16 protein-coding genes are annotated in these 19,790 nt (G+C 69.5%); 15 read left to right on the top strand and 1 reads right to left on the bottom strand.

Annotation, left to right across the window (positions count from 1 at the left end):
- Positions 1–95 precede the first annotated feature (95 nt).
- From ABZ924_RS31250 to ABZ924_RS31190, 13 genes are all read left to right on the top strand, one after another.
- Entirely contained in the window at positions 96–3,038 is a 2,943-nt protein-coding gene (locus ABZ924_RS31250) for an amino acid adenylation domain-containing protein (RefSeq protein ID WP_361917210.1), read from the top strand.
- Between the two features lie 28 nt (positions 3,039–3,066).
- On the top strand, positions 3,067–3,441 hold the full coding sequence (locus ABZ924_RS31245; RefSeq protein WP_361917207.1) for a nuclear transport factor 2 family protein: 375 nt from the start codon (positions 3,067–3,069) through the stop codon (positions 3,439–3,441).
- A gap of 26 nt (positions 3,442–3,467) precedes the next feature.
- Entirely contained in the window at positions 3,468–4,562 is a 1,095-nt protein-coding gene (locus ABZ924_RS31240; protein WP_361917204.1) for a branched-chain amino acid aminotransferase, read from the top strand.
- A gap of 83 nt (positions 4,563–4,645) precedes the next feature.
- Positions 4,646–6,007 carry a DUF6002 family protein gene (locus ABZ924_RS31235; RefSeq protein WP_361917201.1) on the top strand — a complete coding sequence of 454 codons (1,362 nt, stop codon included), beginning with the start codon at positions 4,646–4,648 and terminating at the stop codon, positions 6,005–6,007.
- 36 nt (positions 6,008–6,043) lie between these two features.
- Positions 6,044–6,463 carry an aspartate 1-decarboxylase gene (gene panD / locus ABZ924_RS31230; RefSeq protein WP_327381594.1) on the top strand — a complete coding sequence of 140 codons (420 nt, stop codon included), beginning with the start codon at positions 6,044–6,046 and terminating at the stop codon, positions 6,461–6,463.
- Positions 6,460–7,605, top strand: coding sequence for a GNAT family N-acetyltransferase (locus tag ABZ924_RS31225; protein WP_361917198.1), 1,146 nt, complete (start codon positions 6,460–6,462; stop codon positions 7,603–7,605). Before panD ends, ABZ924_RS31225 begins: the two co-directional genes overlap by 4 nt.
- A 21-nt stretch (positions 7,606–7,626) precedes the next feature.
- A complete protein-coding gene (asnB, locus tag ABZ924_RS31220) occupies positions 7,627–9,447 on the top strand; it encodes an asparagine synthase (glutamine-hydrolyzing) (protein WP_361917195.1) in 1,821 nt (606 codons plus the stop codon).
- Between the two features lie 49 nt (positions 9,448–9,496).
- Positions 9,497–11,179 (top strand): DUF885 family protein, encoded by a 1,683-nt coding sequence (locus ABZ924_RS31215; protein ID WP_361917192.1) that lies wholly within the window; start codon positions 9,497–9,499, stop codon positions 11,177–11,179.
- A 162-nt stretch (positions 11,180–11,341) separates the two neighbouring features.
- Positions 11,342–11,905, top strand: coding sequence for a bacilysin biosynthesis protein BacA (locus ABZ924_RS31210; protein ID WP_361917189.1), 564 nt, complete (start codon positions 11,342–11,344; stop codon positions 11,903–11,905).
- Positions 11,902–12,795: a branched-chain amino acid aminotransferase gene (locus tag ABZ924_RS31205; RefSeq protein WP_361917186.1), complete on the top strand. Its 894-nt coding sequence runs from the start codon at positions 11,902–11,904 to the stop codon at positions 12,793–12,795. Before ABZ924_RS31210 ends, ABZ924_RS31205 begins: the two co-directional genes overlap by 4 nt.
- A gap of 29 nt (positions 12,796–12,824) precedes the next feature.
- Positions 12,825–14,102 (top strand): MFS transporter, encoded by a 1,278-nt coding sequence (locus ABZ924_RS31200; RefSeq protein ID WP_361917183.1) that lies wholly within the window; start codon positions 12,825–12,827, stop codon positions 14,100–14,102.
- Between the two features lie 2 nt (positions 14,103–14,104).
- Entirely contained in the window at positions 14,105–14,980 is an 876-nt protein-coding gene (locus ABZ924_RS31195) for an LLM class flavin-dependent oxidoreductase (RefSeq protein WP_361917180.1), read from the top strand.
- A 118-nt stretch (positions 14,981–15,098) separates the two neighbouring features.
- Positions 15,099–15,368, top strand: a complete 270-nt coding sequence (locus ABZ924_RS31190; protein ID WP_361917177.1) for a DUF6191 domain-containing protein — start codon at positions 15,099–15,101, stop codon at positions 15,366–15,368.
- A gap of 62 nt (positions 15,369–15,430) precedes the next feature.
- On the opposite strand, the gene ABZ924_RS31185 is transcribed toward ABZ924_RS31190, so the two are convergent.
- Positions 15,431–15,649, bottom strand: a complete 219-nt coding sequence (locus ABZ924_RS31185) for an MbtH family NRPS accessory protein (RefSeq protein ID WP_327381603.1) — start codon at positions 15,647–15,649, stop codon at positions 15,431–15,433.
- 399 nt (positions 15,650–16,048) lie between these two features.
- On the opposite strand from ABZ924_RS31185, the gene ABZ924_RS31180 reads away from it, so the two are divergent.
- On the top strand, positions 16,049–17,776 hold the full coding sequence (locus tag ABZ924_RS31180) for a condensation domain-containing protein (protein WP_361917173.1): 1,728 nt from the start codon (positions 16,049–16,051) through the stop codon (positions 17,774–17,776).
- A 193-nt stretch (positions 17,777–17,969) separates the two neighbouring features.
- The coding region (locus ABZ924_RS31175; protein ID WP_361917170.1) for a condensation domain-containing protein at positions 17,970–19,790 on the top strand (1,821 nt) is incomplete at its 3' end.

Genomic DNA, 19,790 nt, shown 5'->3' with positions numbered 1-19,790 from the left:
CAGCATTCGAGCAGGCCCGGCTCTGGCTTCATGACCTACCGGGGGGTCCCCGCCCGCAGGGCACCGTCCCGTTGAGCATCAGGCTGCGGGGACCGTTGGACGTCGACGCCCTGCGGGAGGCGGTGACCGACCTCGCATCGCAGACGCGACTCCCCCGGGCGGTGTCCCACTGCTCCGAGGAGGACCTTCACGACGCCCTGGCAACGGTCGTGCGCGACTACGTGCAGGCGGGTGAGGCGTCCGGGCAGGCTCAGCTGTTCTCGGTGAGCGCCGAGGACCATGTTCTGCTGCTGGTGACACGGCACCCGGCTGGTGTGCACGGTTCGCTCGACCAGATGCTCGGCGACCTGGCCGCGGCCTACACCGCGCGGTGCCAGGGCGGCACGCCTGAGGTGCGCCTCCGTCGTGACGCTCCGGTGTTCGACGGGCGGCCCGAGCCGTCCGGGCATCTCGCGCACTGGCGCCGCGCCCTGGCCGATCTGCCCGAAGAGCCGGCCCTGCCCAGCGACCGGCCCCGCCCTGCCTCGCCGTCCTTCCGGGCCGTGCTTCATACGGCACGGATCGGCGCTGGACCGCACGGACGGCTCATCGCGTTCGCGCAGGAGCATCAGGTGCCGGTGTTCCTGGTGCTCCAAGCGGCCATGGCGGGCCTGCTGTCCCGGCTGGGCGTGGGCACGGACATTCCCCTGGGCGCCCCGGCTCCCGGGCGAGACGCGGCGGGGGCGGTCAACACCCTGGTGCTGCGCATCGATGTGTCCGGTGACCCCTCGTTCCTTGAACTCGTCACACGGGTCCGCGGGACGGCCGTCGAGGCCGGCGCCCATCAGGACGTGCCCTTCGAGCGCCTGGTGGAGGAACTGGCAACCGCCGGCCCCTCGTCCCGCCACCCGTTCTTCCAGGTGCTACTCGCCCCCGGTGAACTCACGTCCGCTCACGCCGAGTTCTCCGGCCTGACGGCCGAGGTGCGGGTGCTCGACCTGAACCTCAACGCCGTCGATGTCGTCATGGAGATCTCCGAGGGCCACCACTCGGACGGTTCGGCGGCCGGCATGGATGTCTCCGTGAGCTACTCCGCCGAGCTGTTCGACCGATCGTCGATCGTGACACTGTCGGATCGTCTGTTCCGTTTCCTGGAGGCCGCACTGGCCGACGCGGAGCGGCCGTTGAGCCGGTTGGAGACGCTGTCGGACGCCGAACGCCGGACGCTGCTGGTCGGCTGGAACGGCTCACCGGCACGGCAGTCGGCGGACTGCCTGGTGCATGAGCTGGTCGAACAGCGGGCGGCGGAGCGGCCGGACGCCGACGCCCTGATCTTCGAACGGGAGCGGCTGTCGTATCGCGAGCTGGATGTGCGGGCCGGGCGGCTGGCCCACCACCTGATCGCCGCCGGGCTGCGGCGCGGCGATGTCGTCGGGGTGTATCTGGAACGCGGAATCGAGCTGGTGGTGGCCGTGCTGGCCGTGCTCAAGGCCGGTGGGACGTACACGATGCTCGACCCCGACCTGCCGGTCGCTCGTGTGGAGGCGCTGCTCGCCCATGCCTCCGCCCGGGCCGTGGTGACCGGGACGGAGCTCGCAGGGCGGCTGCCCGTGCGTCCCGATGTGCTGGTGCGTGTCGACGCCGACGCGGAGGCGATCGCCCGGCAGCCGGGTCGCGGGCTCGGGCGCCGCGTCGGGCCGCAGGACGCCGCCTGTGTGATGTTCACATCGGGCTCGACGGGCGCGCCCAAGGGCGTGGTGACTCCGCACCGCGCGATCGTGGGCACGATGCTGGGCCAGGACTTCGCAGCCATGGAGCCCTCCCAGGTGTGGCTCCAGTGTTCGCCCGTGTCCTGGGACGCCTTCGCGCTCGAACTGTTCGGTGCCCTGTTCTCCGGCGGCGCGTGTGTGCTCCAGCCGGGGCGGCGCCCCGAACCGGCGGTCATCACCTCCCTCGTGCGGGAGCACGGCGTCACCACGCTGCATGTGTCGGCAAGCCTGCTGAACTTCCTGCTGGACGAGCACCCGGCGACCTTCGCCGGCCTGCGGCAGGTGCTGACTGGCGGGGAGGCCGCGTCGGTGCACCATGTGATGCGGCTGGTGCGAGAGTTCCCGCAGATCAGGCTGATCAACGGCTACTCGCCGGTCGAGTCGACGATCTTCACCCTGACCCACCGGATCACCGCCGGGGACGGTGCCCGAGCCTCCATCCCGGTCGGGCGGCCGCTGCGCGGCAAGGGCCTGTACGTGCTGGACGACAAGCTCGCCCTTACGGCTCCGGGCACCGTCGGTGAGCTTTACATGTCCGGGGTCGGGCTCGCCCACGGGTATCTCGGCCGGCCGGACCTGACAGCCGAGCGGTTCGTCGCCTGTCCCTTCGGGGCGCCCGGCGAACGCATGTACCGCACCGGCGATCTCGTGCGATGGCGGGCCGACGGAATCATGGAGTATCTGGGACGTGCCGACGACCAGGTGAAGATCCGCGGCTTCCGTGTCGAACCCGGTGAGGTGCAGTCGGCGCTGGCCGACTACCCCGGGCTGGTGCGGACCGCGGTCGTCGTGCGAGAGGACGTACCGGGCGACAAGCGTCTGGTGGCGTACGTCGTGGCCCGGGACCGCAGCGGTGTGAGTCCCGCGGCGGTCCGCGCGTTCCTGGCCGAACGGCTGCCCCACCACCTGGTGCCGTCCGCGGTGGTCCCGGTGGACGCGCTCCCCATGACGGCGACCGGCAAGCTCGATCGCCGCGCCCTGCCGGTTCCCGTCCTCGCTCCGCGCGAGGCGGGCCGTGAACCGCGCACCGAGCAGGAGGCCGTTCTGTGCGCCCTGTTCTGCGAGGTCCTCGGGATCGACGGCGTCGGCATCGACGACAGCTTTTTCGAGCTGGGCGGTCATTCCCTGCACGTCACCAGGCTGATCAACCGGGTCCGCTCGGCCTTGGGGGCGGAACTGTCCATCAAGGCGGTCTTCGAGTCTCCCACCGTCGCCGACCTCGTCGGCCGGCTCGCACCGGCCTGCACCACCGGACCCGTGCTGACAGCCCGCCGCCGAGGCGGCTCATGACCACCGCCCGTATCGAGGAGGCACGTCAGTGACCACCGCTCCCGGCCGACAGCTCGCGATCCGCACGGTCCGCCGCTTCTACGACCTGGTCGACAGCGGCGACGTGCACGGCCTGGCAGCGCTGTTCGCCTCCGACGCCGCCTACCGGCGGCCCGGCTACGACCTCATGGTCGGGCCCGAGGGCCTGCGCGGCTTCTACGGCCGGGACCGGACGATCCGCACCGGCCGACACTCTCTGACCACTCTGCTCACGGACGGCCACACCGTGGGTGTGTTCGGCGAGTTCCAGGGCGAACTGCACGACGGCACCGCGGTGCACCTGCGCTTCGCGGACAGCTTCACCGTGCGCCCCGACGGTCTTTTCTCCAGCCGCGACACCTATTTCTTCGCCCCGCTCGTCTGAGACCCCCTTCCGAAGGAGCTGCCCACATGTCCGCCGTATCCGAACCGAACACCGCCTCAGCCAGCCGTGTGGTGCGGCACCCCGGCCATGGCGAGTCGTTCACCGACCACATGATCAGCATGGAGTGGACCGAGGACGAGGGCTGGTCCCCGGGCCGGTTGACTCCGCTGGAGAACCTGTCCGTCCACCCCGGGATGATCGGCCTGCACTACGGTCAGGTCGCCTACGAAGGACTCAAGGCCCACAGGCGCGCCGACGGTTCGATGGGTGTCTGGCGTCCGTACGACCACGCCGCGCGCTTCCAGCGTTCCTGCCGCCGCCTCGCCATGCCCGAGCTGCCCGTCGAGACATTCGTGGCGGCCGTCGATCAGCTGATCGACGCGGACGAGGGCAGCCTGTCCGACGATCCCGCCCACAGCATCTACCTACGGCCGATCATGTTCGGGACCGACACCTCTCTCATGCTGCGTCCGTCGCGGACGTACCGGTTCCTGGTCATGGCGTTCGTCGCCGGCGGCTTCTTCGGTGAGGGCGTCGAGTCGGTATCGGTCTTCGCGAGCCACGAGTACAGCCGCGCCTTCCCCGGCGGCACCGGTGACGTCAAGGTGGCCGCCAACTACGCCCCCTCCTTTCTGGCCCAGCGGCAGGCGGAAGCCGCGGGCTGCCAGCAAGTCCTCTGGCTGGACGCCGCCGAGCGGCGCTACCTGGAGGAGATGGGAGGCATGAACCTCTTCCTGGTCCGTGGCCAGGGGGCGCAGGCACAGGTGGTCACCCCGAAGCTGACCGGCACCCTGCTGCCCGGCATCACGCGCACCACGATCCTCACGCTGGCCGAACGCCTCGGCTACGACGCGGTGGAGGAGCGTGTCTCCCTTGACCAGTGGCGCGCCGAGTGCGACGCGGGCCTGATGCCGGAGGCGTTCGCGTGCGGAACGGCCGCCGTGGTCACCCCGATCAGCACCGTCGTGGACCGCGGCACCAGCTGGACCATCGGGGAGGGCAAGCCGGGCCCGGTCACGCTGGCGCTGCGCACGGCACTGACCGATCTGCACCACGGGCTGGTCCCGGATCCGGACGGCTGGCTGCACTCTCCGGCCGGCCCGGGCCACGCCGGGCACTGAGCCGCCCGGTGCGGCCGGGCCCGGTGCCCATCGACGACGTCATAGGCGCTCATCCAACAGCTTCCCGAAGGAGTGGATCACTCATGCCCGCTGCGGGCCCGGTGGCCGTCACCGGCCAGGTCGTGCGCAACGTGCTCGACCGATACTTCAAGCAGATCCAGGCGGCCGCGCGCACGACTGCGGCCTCGCGTACCGCGCCACCGCTGATACCTCTGGAGATGGACGCGAAACCAGCCGCGTTCACCAGGTTCACCGAGGTCACGGATGTCGGCCTGACCCAGATCCGGCCCCAGCTGTACTTGCTCGACCTCATGCGCAATCCCGGTGCGCGGACGACGAAGACGGTCGCGTCGCTGCTGATGATCGCCCGCGCCGCCGCGCACATCCGCCGCACCGGCGAGCGGGTGCTGCTGGTCACGCCGACCTCCGGCAACAAGGGGACGGCGCTGCGCGACGCGGTGGCCCGTGCCTACGAGACGGGCCTGGCCACGCCCGACGAGCTGCGGATCGTCGTGCTCGCCCCCGATGCGTCGCGCTCCAAGCTGCGCGACTGCCCGCTGACCGCGGAGCCGTCGCTGCGGACGGCGAATCCCGTGGTGGTGGCCGATGTCGAGCGGCCGGGCGATGTGAAGCTGCTCAGCAGTGAGGTCGTCGAGCGGTCCGCCGCGGAGATCTTCGACTCCACCGGCTTCCGGATCTGGTACACCCTCGACCTCGACAACTACCGCATCGCGGACGCGGTGCGCGCCTTCGTGGAGGCCGAACTGCTGCCCGTCACCGCACGGTCGGCGCCACGGCTGCACGCGCATGCCGTCTCCAGTGCCTTCGGACTGCTCGGCTACCACCTCGGGCACCAGCTGCTCGGCGACGGTGCGACCGGCCTGCCGAAGCCCGCCCGGCACCCCGGGTTCTTCCTGGTCCAGCAGCTCGCCACGGCCGACATGGTGACCAGCCTGCTCGGCATGGAGGTTCCCGAGTACACGCACGACCAGGGGTCCGGGCTGTGGCGGCAGTCCACAGCGGCCGAGTTCCCGGCGGTCACGGACCACCCTCAGGAGGTGATCGACGCCACCTTCTACACCAAGGAGCCGCCGACCCGGGCACAGGTCAACGAGATCGTCGCCCGGCACGGCGGCGGCGGTGTCGTGGTGTCCCGCCGGGAATGCCTCGACAAGTTCGAGGAGGTGCGCTCGCTCGCCGCCGACGCCGGCATCACGGTCGCCGCCGACCCCTCCCTGATCCGTGAGTGGTCGCTGGTCAAGGCGCTCACCGGGGTGCTCACGGCCCGCGAACGCGGCCTGATCGCGGCGGACACCGACGTGGTGGTGCACGCCTCCGGCTATTACAGCGACGAACTGCTCGCCCCGCTGCGGGACGAACACCTCACCCGGGTGGCCACCGCGGACGACCTCGCCAAGGTCGTACTCGCGGCCGCCCACGCCTAGTCCAGGCGTACCCCACCTACCCGAGAGAGAACATCCATGTTCCGTACGATGCTGAAATCCAAGATCCACCGCGCCACGGTCACTCAGTGCGATCTGAACTACGTCGGCTCCCTCACCGTCGACGCCGATCTGATGGATGCCGCCGATCTGCTCCCCGGCGAGCTGATCCACCTGGTGGACATCAACAACGGCAACCGGTTCGAGACGTACGTGATCGAGGGGCCGCGCGGCAGTGGCATCATCGGCGTCAACGGCGCGGCTGCCCGCCTCGTCCAGAACGGTGACCTCGTCATCGTCATCTCCTACGCGACGGTGCCCGACGAGGACGCGGCCAAGCTCGTGCCCAGCGTGGTGTTCGTGGACGATCAGAACCGTGTCGTGGACCGCGGCGCTGCTCTCGCGTCCGCTCCCGCCGGTACCGCTCTGATCGCCGGGGACACGGTGGACGCAGGGTGATCCCACCGACCTGGCGGTACGTCTGGAACAACAGCGCCGACCCCCGCGTCGTACGGGCACACACCCTGGCCGATGCCGCCCTCGCCGCGCGGCCCCGGGTCACGCTGTCCCGGCCGGACGGCGCCGGACCGGCGCTGGCGTACGGCGGTCTGCCGCAGGGCCTGACCCACGTGCTGCCCTTCCTGGAGCAGCGGCGCGGTACCGCGTCGCAGCGCATCCGGCGGGGCACGACGTGGGCTGATCTGGTGGACGGCCGGGCCGCCCCGGGCGCCGACATCCTCGCGGTCGGGATGCTGCGCGACCGCGTCCCGGCCCGGCTGCCCCGGCACAGCCTGCTGCTGCCCTTCCGGGTCACGCTGGCCGTGCCGGTCGGGCCCGACCCGCAGGACGTGATCGGCAGGCTCTCCCGCAAGGCGCGGCAGCAGCACGCACGTGAACTGCGCTCCCACCGACGTACGCTCGAGGTGGCCGCCGGTGAGAGCGATTTCGCCTACTTCTACGACGACATGCACCGGCCGACCATGGTGAACAGACATGGTGATGCCGCCCGTTCGGAGGACCGGGACAGCGCGCTGGTGTGTCTCTTCCGACGCGGGGTGCTGTTCTTCCTGTGCGAGTCGGGCCGCCGGGTCGCAGGGATGCTGTGCCGGCTCGAAGGGCGCACGCTGGTCGTCCGGCTGGCCGGCGTGGCCCGGGGCGACGGTGAGGCGTACGCGTCCGCCACCTACGTGGCGATGTACGTCCTGATCCTGCAATGGGCGGCCGAGCACGGCCTCACCCGGGTGGACCTGTCGGGGTGTGAGCCGTTCCTGAGCAAGGGGATCTTCCAGTTCAAACGGAAGATGCATCCCGAAGTTGCCCTTCCCCGCAACCACTTCGCGGGCAAGCGGCTCATGCTGCGGGTCCGCCGGGACAGCCCGTCGGTTCGCGACTTCCTCGCCGCCAACCCCGTCCTCGCGTTCCGGCAGGAGCACGGCCTCGAGGCGGTCTACTTCCACGACGAGGGCCGCCCGCCCCGGCTCGACCTGCGCGGGAACTGTCCCGGGATCCGGGGGCAGCGCCTCGTGCATTTGGACGACTTCCTCGCCGGCCTCCCGGACACCGCGCGGCAACCATCCGTCGTCCAACCGAACCTTCTTTGACGATTGCACCAGGAGCGCATGATGTGCGGCATTGCCGGCTGGATCGACTTCTCCCGGGACCTCACCCTGGAACGACAGACCGTCGAGGCGATGACCGGTTCCCTGCACCGGCGGGGCCCGGACGCGGACGGGGTGTGGCTCGCCCCGCACGTCGCCCTCGGTCACCGGCGTCTCGCGATCGTGGACCTGGAGGGCGGCAAGCAGCCCATGGTGGTCCACCCGCGTACCACCGGGGCACCCGTGGTGCTGACGTACAGCGGCGAGGTGTACAACTTCCGTGAGCTGCGCGCCCGGTTGACGGCACGCGGGCACCGGTTCGAGACGGTGTCCGACACCGAGGTGCTGCTGCACGCCTATCTGGAGTGGGGCGCGGCCTTCGTCGATCACCTGACGGGCATGTTCGCCTTCGCGATCTGGGACGCCGGCCGCGAGGAACTGCTCCTGGTGCGTGACCGGCTCGGCGTGAAGCCTCTGTATTACCACGTCTACGACGGAGGTCTGCTGTTCGGCTCCGAGCCCAAGGCGATCCTGGCCAACCCGCTGTTCACGGCCCGCACCAGCGAGGACAAGCTCCCCATCCTGTTCAACCCCCGCCTGGCCATGCCGTGGGAGACGCCCTTCACGGACCTGCGCCAGGTGCAGCCGGGCCACACGGTGCGCTTCGACCGGGCCGGCGCTTACGAGACGCCCTACTGGCGGCTGGTGAGCCGGGAGCACCACGACGATGCCGCCGCCACCGCGGCCCGGGTCCGCGAGATCCTGGAGGACGTCGTCATCCACCAGCTGATAGCGGACGTGCCCCTGTGCACGCTGCTGTCGGGCGGCCTGGATTCGTCGGCGATCACAGCGCTGGCCGCCGCACACCAACCGCCGGGGTTGCGCTCCTTCTCCGTGGACTTCCAGGGCGCCGACGACGACTTCCGCGCCACCGCCCTGCGCCCCGAGCGCGACACCCCGTTCGCCCTGACGGCCGCCGCGCACCTGGGCACCGAGCACACCTCGCTCATGCTCGACCCGGAGGCGTTGCCCGGGGTCGTACCGCAGACGCTGCTCGCCCGGGACATGCCCAGCCTGGGCCAGTTCGACGCGTCCATGTACCTGCTGTTCCGGGCGATCCGGGAGCGATCCACGGTCGCCCTGTCCGGGGAGGCGGCCGACGAGGTGTTCGGCGGATACCCCTGGTTCTTCGATCAGAGCACCGTCTGGAGCGACACCTTCCCGTGGCTCGGCAACAGCCCTCGGCTCACCGACTGTCTGGCGCCCGACGTCCGGGCCCGGATCCGCCCGGACGACGACGAACGCGACCGCTACGCCACGCTGCTCGCCCGCGTCCCGCGGCTGCCGGGCGAGTCCGGCCTCCAGGCCCGGATGCGCGAGGTGCTCCACCTGAGCCTCCAGGGTCCACTCCTCTATCTCCTGGACCGCAAGGACCGGATGAGTATGGCCGTGGGCCTGGAGGTGCGGGTGCCGTTCTGCGATCACACGCTCCTGGAGTACGTGTGGAACGTGCCGTGGAAGTTGAAAGTCGCCGACGGCCGTGAGAAGAGCCTGCTGCGCGCCGCCGTCTCCGATCTGCTCCCGGCCGAGGTGCTCCAACGCCGCAAGAGCGCCTACCCCGCCACCTTCTCGCCCGCCCACGCCAAGACGGTCCGCGCCGCACTGGACGCCGTGCTCGACGACGGCGACTCACCGCTCGCCGGGCTTGTCGACGTGCCCAAGGTGCGAGAACTGGCTGCGGGGCGGGGCCGGATGATGACCATGGCCGACAACCTGCACCTGCTGCTGCCCCTGATCGAGGTGGATCGCTGGATGCGCGGTTACAACGTCTCGTTGACCGCATGAGGCCCGGGCTTCTCCGGGCGTGCGACGGATCGAGAGCGAGGAAACGACGATGAGCGGCGACAGCGCCGAACTCGAGCGGCTGGCCGAGGAGTTCTGGGAATGGCGTACGGCCACCCAGCCCGATTCCCACGACGATGTCACCCGGATCGAACGACCGGCGGGCCTGCTGCCCGACTGGTCGCCCGACGCGATCGCGGAACGGCGGCGGACCCTGGCCGGGTTCACGCAGCGTCACGGCGACCTGGAGGTCGCGGCGGAACCGGTCGCCACCCGGGTCGACACGGCTCTGCTGGGTTCCGCGCTCGCCCGGGTGCACTGGGAGCTGGACCTGCTGCGCAACTGGCGCCGCAACCCTTGCTTCTACCTCGACCAGGCCCTGGTGCCCCTCTACAACCTGCTTCTTCAACCACGTCCGTGGCCCGGCACCCGCGGCCGGGAAATCGTGGCGCTCCTTGGCCATGTGCCGGATGTCCTGGAGCAGGCGAAGCACAACCTGACCGGGCATGCGGCGGCCCCGTTCGCTCAGTACGCGCTGCGCCTGCTCGACACCGCCGACGAGGCCCTGGGGACGGCCATGACAGCACTCGGCCCGTTCTTGCCGACCACGCGGACGGAAGGCCTCGCCGTCGCCACGGGCGCCGCACGGCGCGCGCTCGTGGGCTTCCGGGTCTGGCTGCGGGAGCACCTGCCCACCTTCGGGGCACCGACCAGCGTCGGCCCGGAGGCCTTCCGCTACTTCCTGCACCATGTGGCCCTGCTGCCGTATTCGATGCAGCAGCTGATGGACATGGGCCGCCAGGAGTACGCCCGCACCGCCGCGGCCGAGCTCGTGCTGCGTCGTCGGCACCGGGACCTGCCCGAACCTCCCCTCTTCGCCGACACGGGGCGGCAGGTCGTACGGCAGCGCACGGACGAGCAGAACGTCCGGGCTTTCCTGCGCCGCGAGGGCATCATCGACCTGCCCGACGACCTGCGCCACTACCGCAACGCCCCCCTGCCCGCCTACGTGGAACCGCTGACGTGGCTCGGCGTGCCGCACTACATCGCCTCGGCGCGACGCCCGGGCGACGACGCCCTGCGGTATCTTCGGCCGCCCCGGGCTGACCTGCCCTACTTCCAGCGGGTCGAGGCCCACGACCCGCGCGTGGGCGTCGTTCACGAGGGGGTCCACGCCTGGCAGTCGGCGCTCTCCTGGCGCCACCCCGATCCGCTGCGGCGGCACTACTACGACTCGGCGGCCAACGAGGGCATCGCCTTCCACGCCGAGGAGCTCGCCCTGCAGGCAGGCCTGTTCGACGACGCGCCGGCCAGCGCCCTGTTCGTGGTGAACGCGATGCGCCTGCGCGCGCTGCGGGTGGAGGTCGACATCGCCCTGGCCGTCGGCGAACTCACCCTGGAACAGGCCGCCGCGCGGCTCGCGGAGCAGGTGCCCCTGGACCCGCGCACGGCGTGGGAGGAAGCGGCCTTCTTCTCCGGGCATCCAGGGCAGGGGCTGAGCTACCTCACCGGGAAGATCCAGATCCATGGCCTCCTCGCGGAAGCGGCACAGCGCCAGGGCCGGGCCTTTCGGCTCGATTCCTTCCTGGGCCGGCTGTGGCGCGAGGGCAATGTCCCCCTCGCCCTCCAGCGCTGGGAACTGCTCGGCGACCGGAGCCAACTGGACGCGGCTCGACGATGGGGAGGTGACCACGGTGCGTCTGCTGTCGGCCTGGCGGAAGCTGCTGAGGGGTGACGAGGACAACGCCGGCCCGCACGGCGGGAGCGAGTGGCACTGGCGCGCCGGAATCCTGGCGGGCCTGGCCGGTGGCTCGGTGGCGATCCACGCGCTCGCGTCCACGTGGCTGGCACGCGCCGAAGCGTCCGATTCAAGTCATTCCAACGAAAGGCACGGGATATGAACACGAAGCGCATTCGCTATCTGCACACCCTCGGCCCGCACGGCACCAACCTGGAATCCGCGGCTCATGAATGGCTGCACAGACGCGGCGTCGATGGCGAGGTCGAGCTCCACACGTCGCTGGAGACCGCCCTCGACGCGGTGCCCGACGACGGGGAGCACGCCCTGGTGGCCTGTGCGGTCTATCCGGCACTGCACACGCTGACCTTCGGGAACCTGCACCGTCTGCACATGGTCGACAGCTTCGTCATGCCGACCCACAACATGGTGCTGGCCAGTGCTCAAGCGGTGGCTCCTCAAACCGTCTCCACACATCCCGCCCCCATCGGGCTGGTCCCGGAGGGGGCCGAAGCCCGGTTGGTACTGAGTAACTCGCAGGCGGCCATCGACTGCGCGGCCGGCCTAACCGAGGGGTGTGTCACGACCATCGTCGCGGCGGAGCGGCACGGACTGCGGATCCTGCGGGACTTCGGCCCGGTGCCCATGGTCTTCACCATCCACCAGGTGTGCGGGCTGGACACGGCGGACGACCGCCTGGAGAACGCCGGAGCTCTGCGATGACGAACACGGTGGGCAGTTCCGCTCTCGACGACCGGGACGGCGTCATCTGGCTCGACGGCCGGTTCGTCCCCTGGCGGGAGGCCCGACTGCACGTCCTCACGCACGGCCTCCACTACGGCGGCAGCGTCTTCGAGGGTGAACGTGTCTACGACGGCCATGTCTTCAAGCTGGCCGAGCACACCCGGCGACTCCACGACTCGGCTCGGGAGTTGGGTTATCGACTGCCTTTTACCGAGGACGAGTTGATGGACGCGACGCTCGAAGTCGTCCGTCGTCAGGGGATCGGCGACGGGTATGTCCGACCGGTGGCCTGGCTTGGCAGCGAACACATCGGGGTGGCCGGCGGGGACGCATCCGTTCATGTCGCCATCGCCACCTGGGAGTGGCCCCATGTCTTCTCGACCGAGGCCAAGGAGCGGGGCATCAGGTTGGGCACCTCGCGCTGGCGGCGGCCCCCGCCGGACACGGCACCGGTCCGGGCCAAGGCGGCTTCTCTGTACAGCATCTGCACCCTCGCCCGTGACGAGGCGTATCGATCCGGCTACGACGACGCGCTGCTGCTGGACTACCGCGGCCAGGTTGCCGAGGCCACCGGGGCCAACATCTTCCTCGTGGCCGAGGAGACTCTGTACACGCCCGTGGCGGACTGCTTCCTCGCCGGCATCACGCGCGCCACTGTGCTCGACCTGGCGGCCGAACTCGGCGTCCGGGCCGTGGAACGCCGTGTCCGCCCAGAGGAACTCGGACAGTTCGACGAGTGCTTCCTCACCGGCACGGCCTACGAAATCCAGCCGGTGCGGGCTATCGATCAGCACGAGTACCGGACGGGCAAGACGACCACCACGATGATGGAGTCCTACGACCGCCTGGTACGCCAGATCATGGCGTGACTCTACGATCCCCTTGGGTAGGTTCTCGAATGCCAACGTCCTCTCGCCTCGGACTCCTGCGGGACCCGGACTTCGGCCGGCTGTTCGCCGCCACCGCGCTCGGCCAGTTGGGAGATCGGATCATCTTCCTGGCCCTCCCCCTGGTGGCCATCACGGCTCTGGACGCCGATGAGTTCCAGGTCGGGTTATTGACCACGATGACCACCGCGGGTTCCCTCCTGGTGGGGCTGCCGGCGGGGGCGTGGGTGGACCGCATGCGGAAACGGTCGGTGATGATCAGCACCGACATGGCGAGGTCTCTGGCCCTTCTGACGATTCCCGTGGCCTGGTCGGCGGATCTGCTGTCGATCTGGTGGCTCTACGCAGTCGCCTTGTTCCACGGCATTCTGACCGTCTTCTTCGACGTCGCCTACGTCAGCTACCTCCCCCATCTGGTGGGCCGCGCTCATCTCGTCGAGGGGAACTCGAAGCTATCGGCGATCCGCTCGGTGACCAGCATCAGTGGACCGTCGATCGCGGGGCCGATGGTGGGCTGGGTCGGAGCCCCTGCGACACTCCTGGCGAGTTCGATCGGGATGGCCATGTCGGGACTGCTCGCGATGAGTATCCGTACCCGTGAGCAGAAGCCGCAGCCGAGTGAGCGTCGGGAATTGCGCCGGGAGATCAAGGAAGGGCTCGGATTCGTCCTCAAGTATCCCGCGCTGCGCGCGATCCTCGTGGGGGACGGCATATTCAATCTCTTCCTCGTCCTGTACCAAGCCATGCTGCTCGTCTTCCTGAAGCGGGAAATGGGCCTCGACTCCTCCGAGATCGGCCTCATCCTGTCGGGCATGGGATGCGGTGCGCTGCTGGGTGCGCTGCTGGCCACCAGGATCTCCCGGTGGGTCGGCCACGGCCCGGTCATCTGGATCGCGCCCCTGGTCACGTGTCCGCTGACGGGTTTGATGCCGATGGCCCACCCGGGCTGGAGTGTGTACGTGGCCGCCGTCGGGCTCGCCTCGCTCTCGCTGGGCGGAGTCGTCCGGGTGGTGGCTCAGTCGAGCTTCCAGCAGGCCCTCACGCCGGATCGTCTCCTGGGCCGCGTGAGCGCGACGGCCCGGTTCGTGTCCTGGGGCGGCATTCCGCTCGGCGGCTTCCTGGGCGGGGTCTCGGGATCCGCCTTCGGAGCGAAGACCACACTGTGGATCGGCGTCGTGGGTATGACGCTGAGCGTCATACCCAACTTCCGGTCCCCGCTGCGCACCATGCGCGAACTGCCCGAGCCGGTGGAGACCACTCCCCTGCCCGAGCCCGAACACCGGAGGTAGGCATGCGTGTCGGAGTGCGCATTCTCCCGTCATCGCATTGGAAATCCGCTCGGCACTCCTGGCGTCTCGCCGACGAAATGGGATTCGAGCATGCATGGACGTACGACCATGTGGCCTGGCGCGAGCGCTTGGGATCCACCTGGTACGCGGCGATGCCCACGCTCGCGGCCGCTGCGGGAGTCACCGAGAGGATCCGGTTGGGAACCTTGGTGTCCTCGCCCAACTTCCGCCACCCCGTGCCTTTCGCGAAGGAGATCGTGACGCTGGACGATCTGACGGACGGGCGTTTCATCCTGGGGCTGGGAGCCGGATCGGGCGGTGTCGACGCGGAGGTCATGGGCAACATGCCGTGGTCGGCGGCGGAGCGGTCCGCGAGGTTCCATGAGTTCGTCGAGCTGACGGACAAGCTGCTGCGTACGGAGACCGCCGACCACGCGGGGCGGTACTACGGGGCCAAGGAGGCATGTGTCGATCCGGAGGGCCGGACGCGCGCGAGGATGCCGATCGCCGTCGCGGCCACCGGACCGCGAGGCATGCGGACAGCCGCCCGCCATGCCGACATCTGGGTGACCAACGGCCACTCCCCCAAGCCCGGCGTGATGGCACCGAGCACTTCTCCCGAACTGGTGCGTGAGCAGATCGGCCGGCTGACCCGCATCTGCGCGGACGAGAACCGGGATCCGCACGCCCTCCGCAAGCTCGTACACCTGGGCCAGGATCGATCCGTGCTGGAATCGGCAGCGCTATTCGTCGAAGTGGCAACGCAATACCGGGATGTCGGCGTCACCGATCTGGTCGTTCCATTCCCGGACGAGAGGTCCGGCGACCATCGAGACTTGAAAGTGCTCGAGCAGATAGCAGCCGTAGAGCTCACCTAGCCCCTCCGTCCGGATCGCAGCCCGCGGCTGCGGGCTGCGATGAGAGGGGAGTGGCCCTTCAGGTAGGCTGGTCGCTCCAAAAGCACGGCTGGAGGTTTTGCGCATGTTAGGTGCCTTGATGACCGCTTCCACCCTCACCTTGTTTCTCGTGGTGGGCGTATGGTTCGTGCGCTGGATAAACAGGAGGCGTCGCGAATCCTCCGGATTCTCCGGGAACTTCGAAGCCCTCGAAGTTTTCCATCCGTCTCAGCGGCACGTCAGCGAAGAGGTCCAACGACAGCGGCTGACCAAGCAGGACGACGGCGACGCCGCCCCGCCGCTTGACCTCGATTCGGGGCGGGCGTCATTCGTGGTACGCCGCCCCGACGACAGCAACAAGCAGAGCTAGCACACGGGTGCCGACAGCCCGGGCGCGAGCCCGGGCGAGGCATCCCAAGGGTCGCGAACCGGCTACCGAGCGGCGTCACCCATGGCCACGATCAGGCTCTTCGGCCGCATGTCCGTCCAGTGCTGCTCCACGAACTCCAGGCACGCGGCCCGCTTGTCCGCCTCCTTGGCGACGACCCAGCCGGCCGGAACGTCATTGACAGCGGGCCACAGGGAGTGCTGCCCCTCATCGTTGCGCAGCACCAGGTAGTACGCGTCGTCGTTCTCAAAAGGGTTCGTCATCAACGTCTCCACCGTATCCGATTCTCATTCTGATTCCGTCATGCCCGGCTCACGCTAAGGCCGCTCCGCGCGGCCGGTAAATCCTTCAGCCGGGGCACGGAGGGCTCCTCTCGCACTGTCGGAGGGCCAGAAATCACCTCCTCCCCCTCCGATCGGAGGAGATCAGGGCCCCGCGAGGGAGTTCCCCACTTGTCGAATCTGGCCGGATTCATTCGGCGCTCAGAGGGCGGGAGCGGCCCCGGATCCCCCTCCGATAGGAGGAGATGATCATGAAACGCGTCGATGGGACGATTCACCTCCTCGCTTTCGAGTACGTACGATCCGGACTTGTGAAAGTCCATTCCCGGCTGAGATCTCCCGGGACTCGACAGCAATCAGCGTGATACGGGGGACGACAGCATGCACACGCCTGCGGAGGAGCTCCTCTGCCGACTCGTGGCCGATTTGGTGGGGCGCGACCAAGTTGGCGTCGACGACAGGTTCTTCGACCTCGGCGGAGACAGCATCACGGCCATGCGGCTGGTCAGCCGGGCGCGGGAAGCCGGGCTGGTCATCACCCGGCGTGACGTGCTCCGCTCGCAGAGCGTGGCCGAACTGGCCCTTGCGGCACGGGAGGTGGCACCGTCGGCCGGCGCCGACAGCGGGCCGGGCGACGTTGGTGCGGGGCAAGCCGGGGACGGTGTGGGCAGGGCGCCCCTGACCCCGGTGATGCGCGCTTTCGACGTCGACGGCGCGGGGACCGACTCTCTCCGGCAATCGGTCGTGGTGCGGGTCCCGGCCGGTGCCACGCTTCCCCGACTCAGCGCAGTGCTGCAGGCACTGCTGGACCATCACGATGTACTGCGCGCCCGCCTCGCCGGCCCGGCCGGAGAGCGACACCTGGAGATTCCCGCGTCCGGCTCGGTCGACGCCGACGCGCGCATCGAGCGTGTCGCCGTGTCGCCGGACATCGCCTCCGAAGACCTGACGTCCGCGGTGGCCGAAGGTGTCCGCCGGGCCCGGGGTCTGCTGGACCCGGCCGCCGGTGTGATGATCCGTGCCGTCTGGTTCGACGCCGGCCCCGTGGTGCCCGGCCGGCTGCTGCTCGTCGCCCACGGGCTCGTCGTCGACGGTGCCTCCTGGCGCATCCTCCTGCCCGATCTCGCCACAGCGTGGGATGCGGTCACGCAAGGACGTCCGGTCGACCTCGCCCCCACGGGCACCTCCTTCCGCCGCTGGTCACAGCTCCTGGACGAGGAGGCCCAGAACCCCGCCCGGGTCAAGGAGCTGCCGTACTGGGTCAGGGTTCTGCAGGACCACGCACCGGTGCCGACCAGGGCAGAGTCGAGCGCTCACCGTGCGACGCCCGGCCCGGCCGGGTCCGCGACCTGGACCTTGTCCGCCTCGATGACGGCGCCGCTGCTGACGGGCCTGCCCTCCCTGTACTCCTGCGGCGTCGAAGACGTCCTGCTGACCGGACTCGCGCTCGCCTTCGCCCGATGGCGACGGGCTCAGAGCCTGGTGGAACACCAGCCGCTCCTGGTGGGCCTGGAGGGACACGGCCGCCAGAAGATTGCCGCGGGGGTCGACGTCTCCAGGACGGTCGGCCGGTTCGCCGGTGTCCACCCGGTCCGGCTGGACGCAGACGCCGACACCCCGGTGGGCACGGCCCTCAAGAGGGTCAAGGAGCAGCTGCGTTCCGTGCCGGACTCCGGCATCGGCTACGGGATACTGCGTCACCTCAACCCGCTCGCCGGGCAACGGCTGGTGAAGCTCCCGCAACCCCAGATCGCGTTCCGCTACCTGGGCCCGTCCGGCACCCCCCAGGACGCCGACTGGGCCATGACCGCCGAGAACGCCACCGTCGAAGGCGCCGGTGACGAGCGTCAGCTGCTGCGGCACACCATGCGTCTCACGGCTGCCGCCCAGGACCATGCCGACGGCACACGGTTGACGCTCACCTGCACCTGGGCCGGGGAGCTGGCGGCCGACGTCCGAGCGCTGGGCGATGCCTGGATCGCGGCCCTGGCCGCACTGGCCGAGCACGCCGAGGACCCGCACGCCGGTGGGCGCACCCCTTCAGACTTGTCGCTGGTCTCCCTCAACCAGTCGGAGATCGACGACATCGCCCAGCAGCTGAGTCTCTGAGCGACCCGGCCTCGCCGCTCCGCTGCGCCGCGCACGTCCTGGCCTTCGCACGCGACGCCGACGTCGTGTGCCCGGGATCCCGTCGCCCTGCTCCTTCTTCCTTGCGCGTGTCGCCCTGCGCCCGTCGCGCCGCCACCCTCCCCACCCGTACCACCGCCCGTAACACGCGAAGTTCTTGAGAGAGGTATTTGCAATGCAGCGGGGATTCCTTGACATCCTTCCTCTGTCTCCGTTGCAGGAGGGCCTGCTCTTTCACGCTGCCTACAACGAGGAGGGCCCGGACGTCTACGTCGTCCAAATGGCCCTGGAGCTCGAAGGACGGCTGGACGCACGACGCCTGCGGTCGGCCGGTGAAGCCCTGCTGCGACGCCACCCGAACCTCTCCGCCGGTTTCGTCACACGGAGCACGGGCCGGCCGGTCCAGGTCATCCCGGCCGAGGTGGAACTTCCCTGGCACGAGGTGGACCTGCGCACCTTCTCCGACGACGACCGGGCGGCACGGCTCGACGACGTCGTGGCGGCCGAGGCAGCACGCCGCTTCGACATGAAGCAGCCGCCCCTGCTGCGCCTCGCACTCGCCCGACTCGAAGAAGAACGCCACACCCTCGTCCTCACGATCCACCACATCCTCGTGGACGGGTGGTCGGTGTCCGTGCTGATGCGTGACCTGTTCGCGTTGTACGAGAGCGCCGGTGACGACACCGGTCTGCCGGCCGCGGCGCCGTACAAGGCGTACCTCGCCTGGCTCTCGGGGTACGACAGCGAGGAGAGCGCTGCGGTGTGGACCGAGGTCCTGTCCGGTCTGGAGGAGCCGTGCCGTCTTGCCGCTGGAAACTCCGCGCGTACGGCGGCGACGGCTCCGGAGCAGATCGTTCAGACGCTTCCCGCGGACGTCTCAGCGCTGTTGCAGGAGCTGGCTCGCAGTCGCGGTCTGACGATGAACACGCTGGTGCAGGGCGCCTGGGGGGTGTTGCTCGGTGCACTGACGGGCCGTGACGACGTCGTGTTCGGCACGACCGTCTCCGGGCGCCCGCCGGAGCTGCCCGGCATCGAATCCATGGTCGGCCTGTTCATCAACACCGTCCCCGTACGCATACGCCTGGACTCCTCCGAAACGATCCTCGGCCTCCTGACCCGCATACAGCGGGAGCAGACCGACCTCCTGGACCACCAGTACCTCAGCCTCGCCGAAATCCAGCAGACCACCGGCATCGGCGAACTCTTCGACACCACCACCGTCTTCGAGAACTACCCCCTCGACACGGAGGGATTCGTCGATGCTGTCGACGACCTGGGCATCGCTTCCTTCACCGCCTACGGCGACGGCATCACGCACTACCCGCTCACCCTCGCCGTCGTTCCGGACCGGGAACTTCAGCTGAAGCTCGCCTACCGCCCTGATCTCTTCGACCGGGAAGCCATCGAGGAGATCGCGTCGCGCTTCGTCGCCGTGTTGCGGGCGTTGGTGGCCGACCCCGAGCTGCGAGTGGGCCGGATCGACGTGCTCTCCGCCGACGAACGCCAACGCCTGCTGACCGACTGGAACCGCCCCGGCAAGCAGACCACCCCCGGCTGCGTACCGGAAGTGTTCGAACAGCACGTATCCGACAACCACGATGCGATAGCCGTCTCGTTCGAGAACCAGTCCCTCACCTACGGACAGCTCAACGAGCACGCCAACCGATTGGCCCACCACCTGATCAACCAGGGAATCGGCCCGGAGCAGACCGTCGCACTCGCCCTGCCCCGCTCACTCGAACTCGTCACCGGCATCCTGGCGGTACTCAAGACCGGAGCCGCATACCTCCCCCTCGATCCGGACTACCCCACGGACCGCCTCGCCTACACCCTCAACGACGCCCGACCCACCCGCATCATCACCGTCACCCAGGCAGCTTCAGCACTCCCCGAAACCGACATACCCACCCTGCTCCTGGACGACCCGCAAACGCGGACCGAACTGGCCGGCGCCGCGGCCTTCAACCCCCGGAAGACAGGTCTGCGTCCCGACAAC

Source organism: Streptomyces sp. NPDC046876, assembly GCF_040645035.1.
GTDB lineage: Bacteria > Actinomycetota > Actinomycetes > Streptomycetales > Streptomycetaceae > Streptomyces.
The sequence above is the reverse complement of the archived record's forward strand: the minus strand, read 5'-3'. Positions and strand labels throughout refer to the sequence as shown.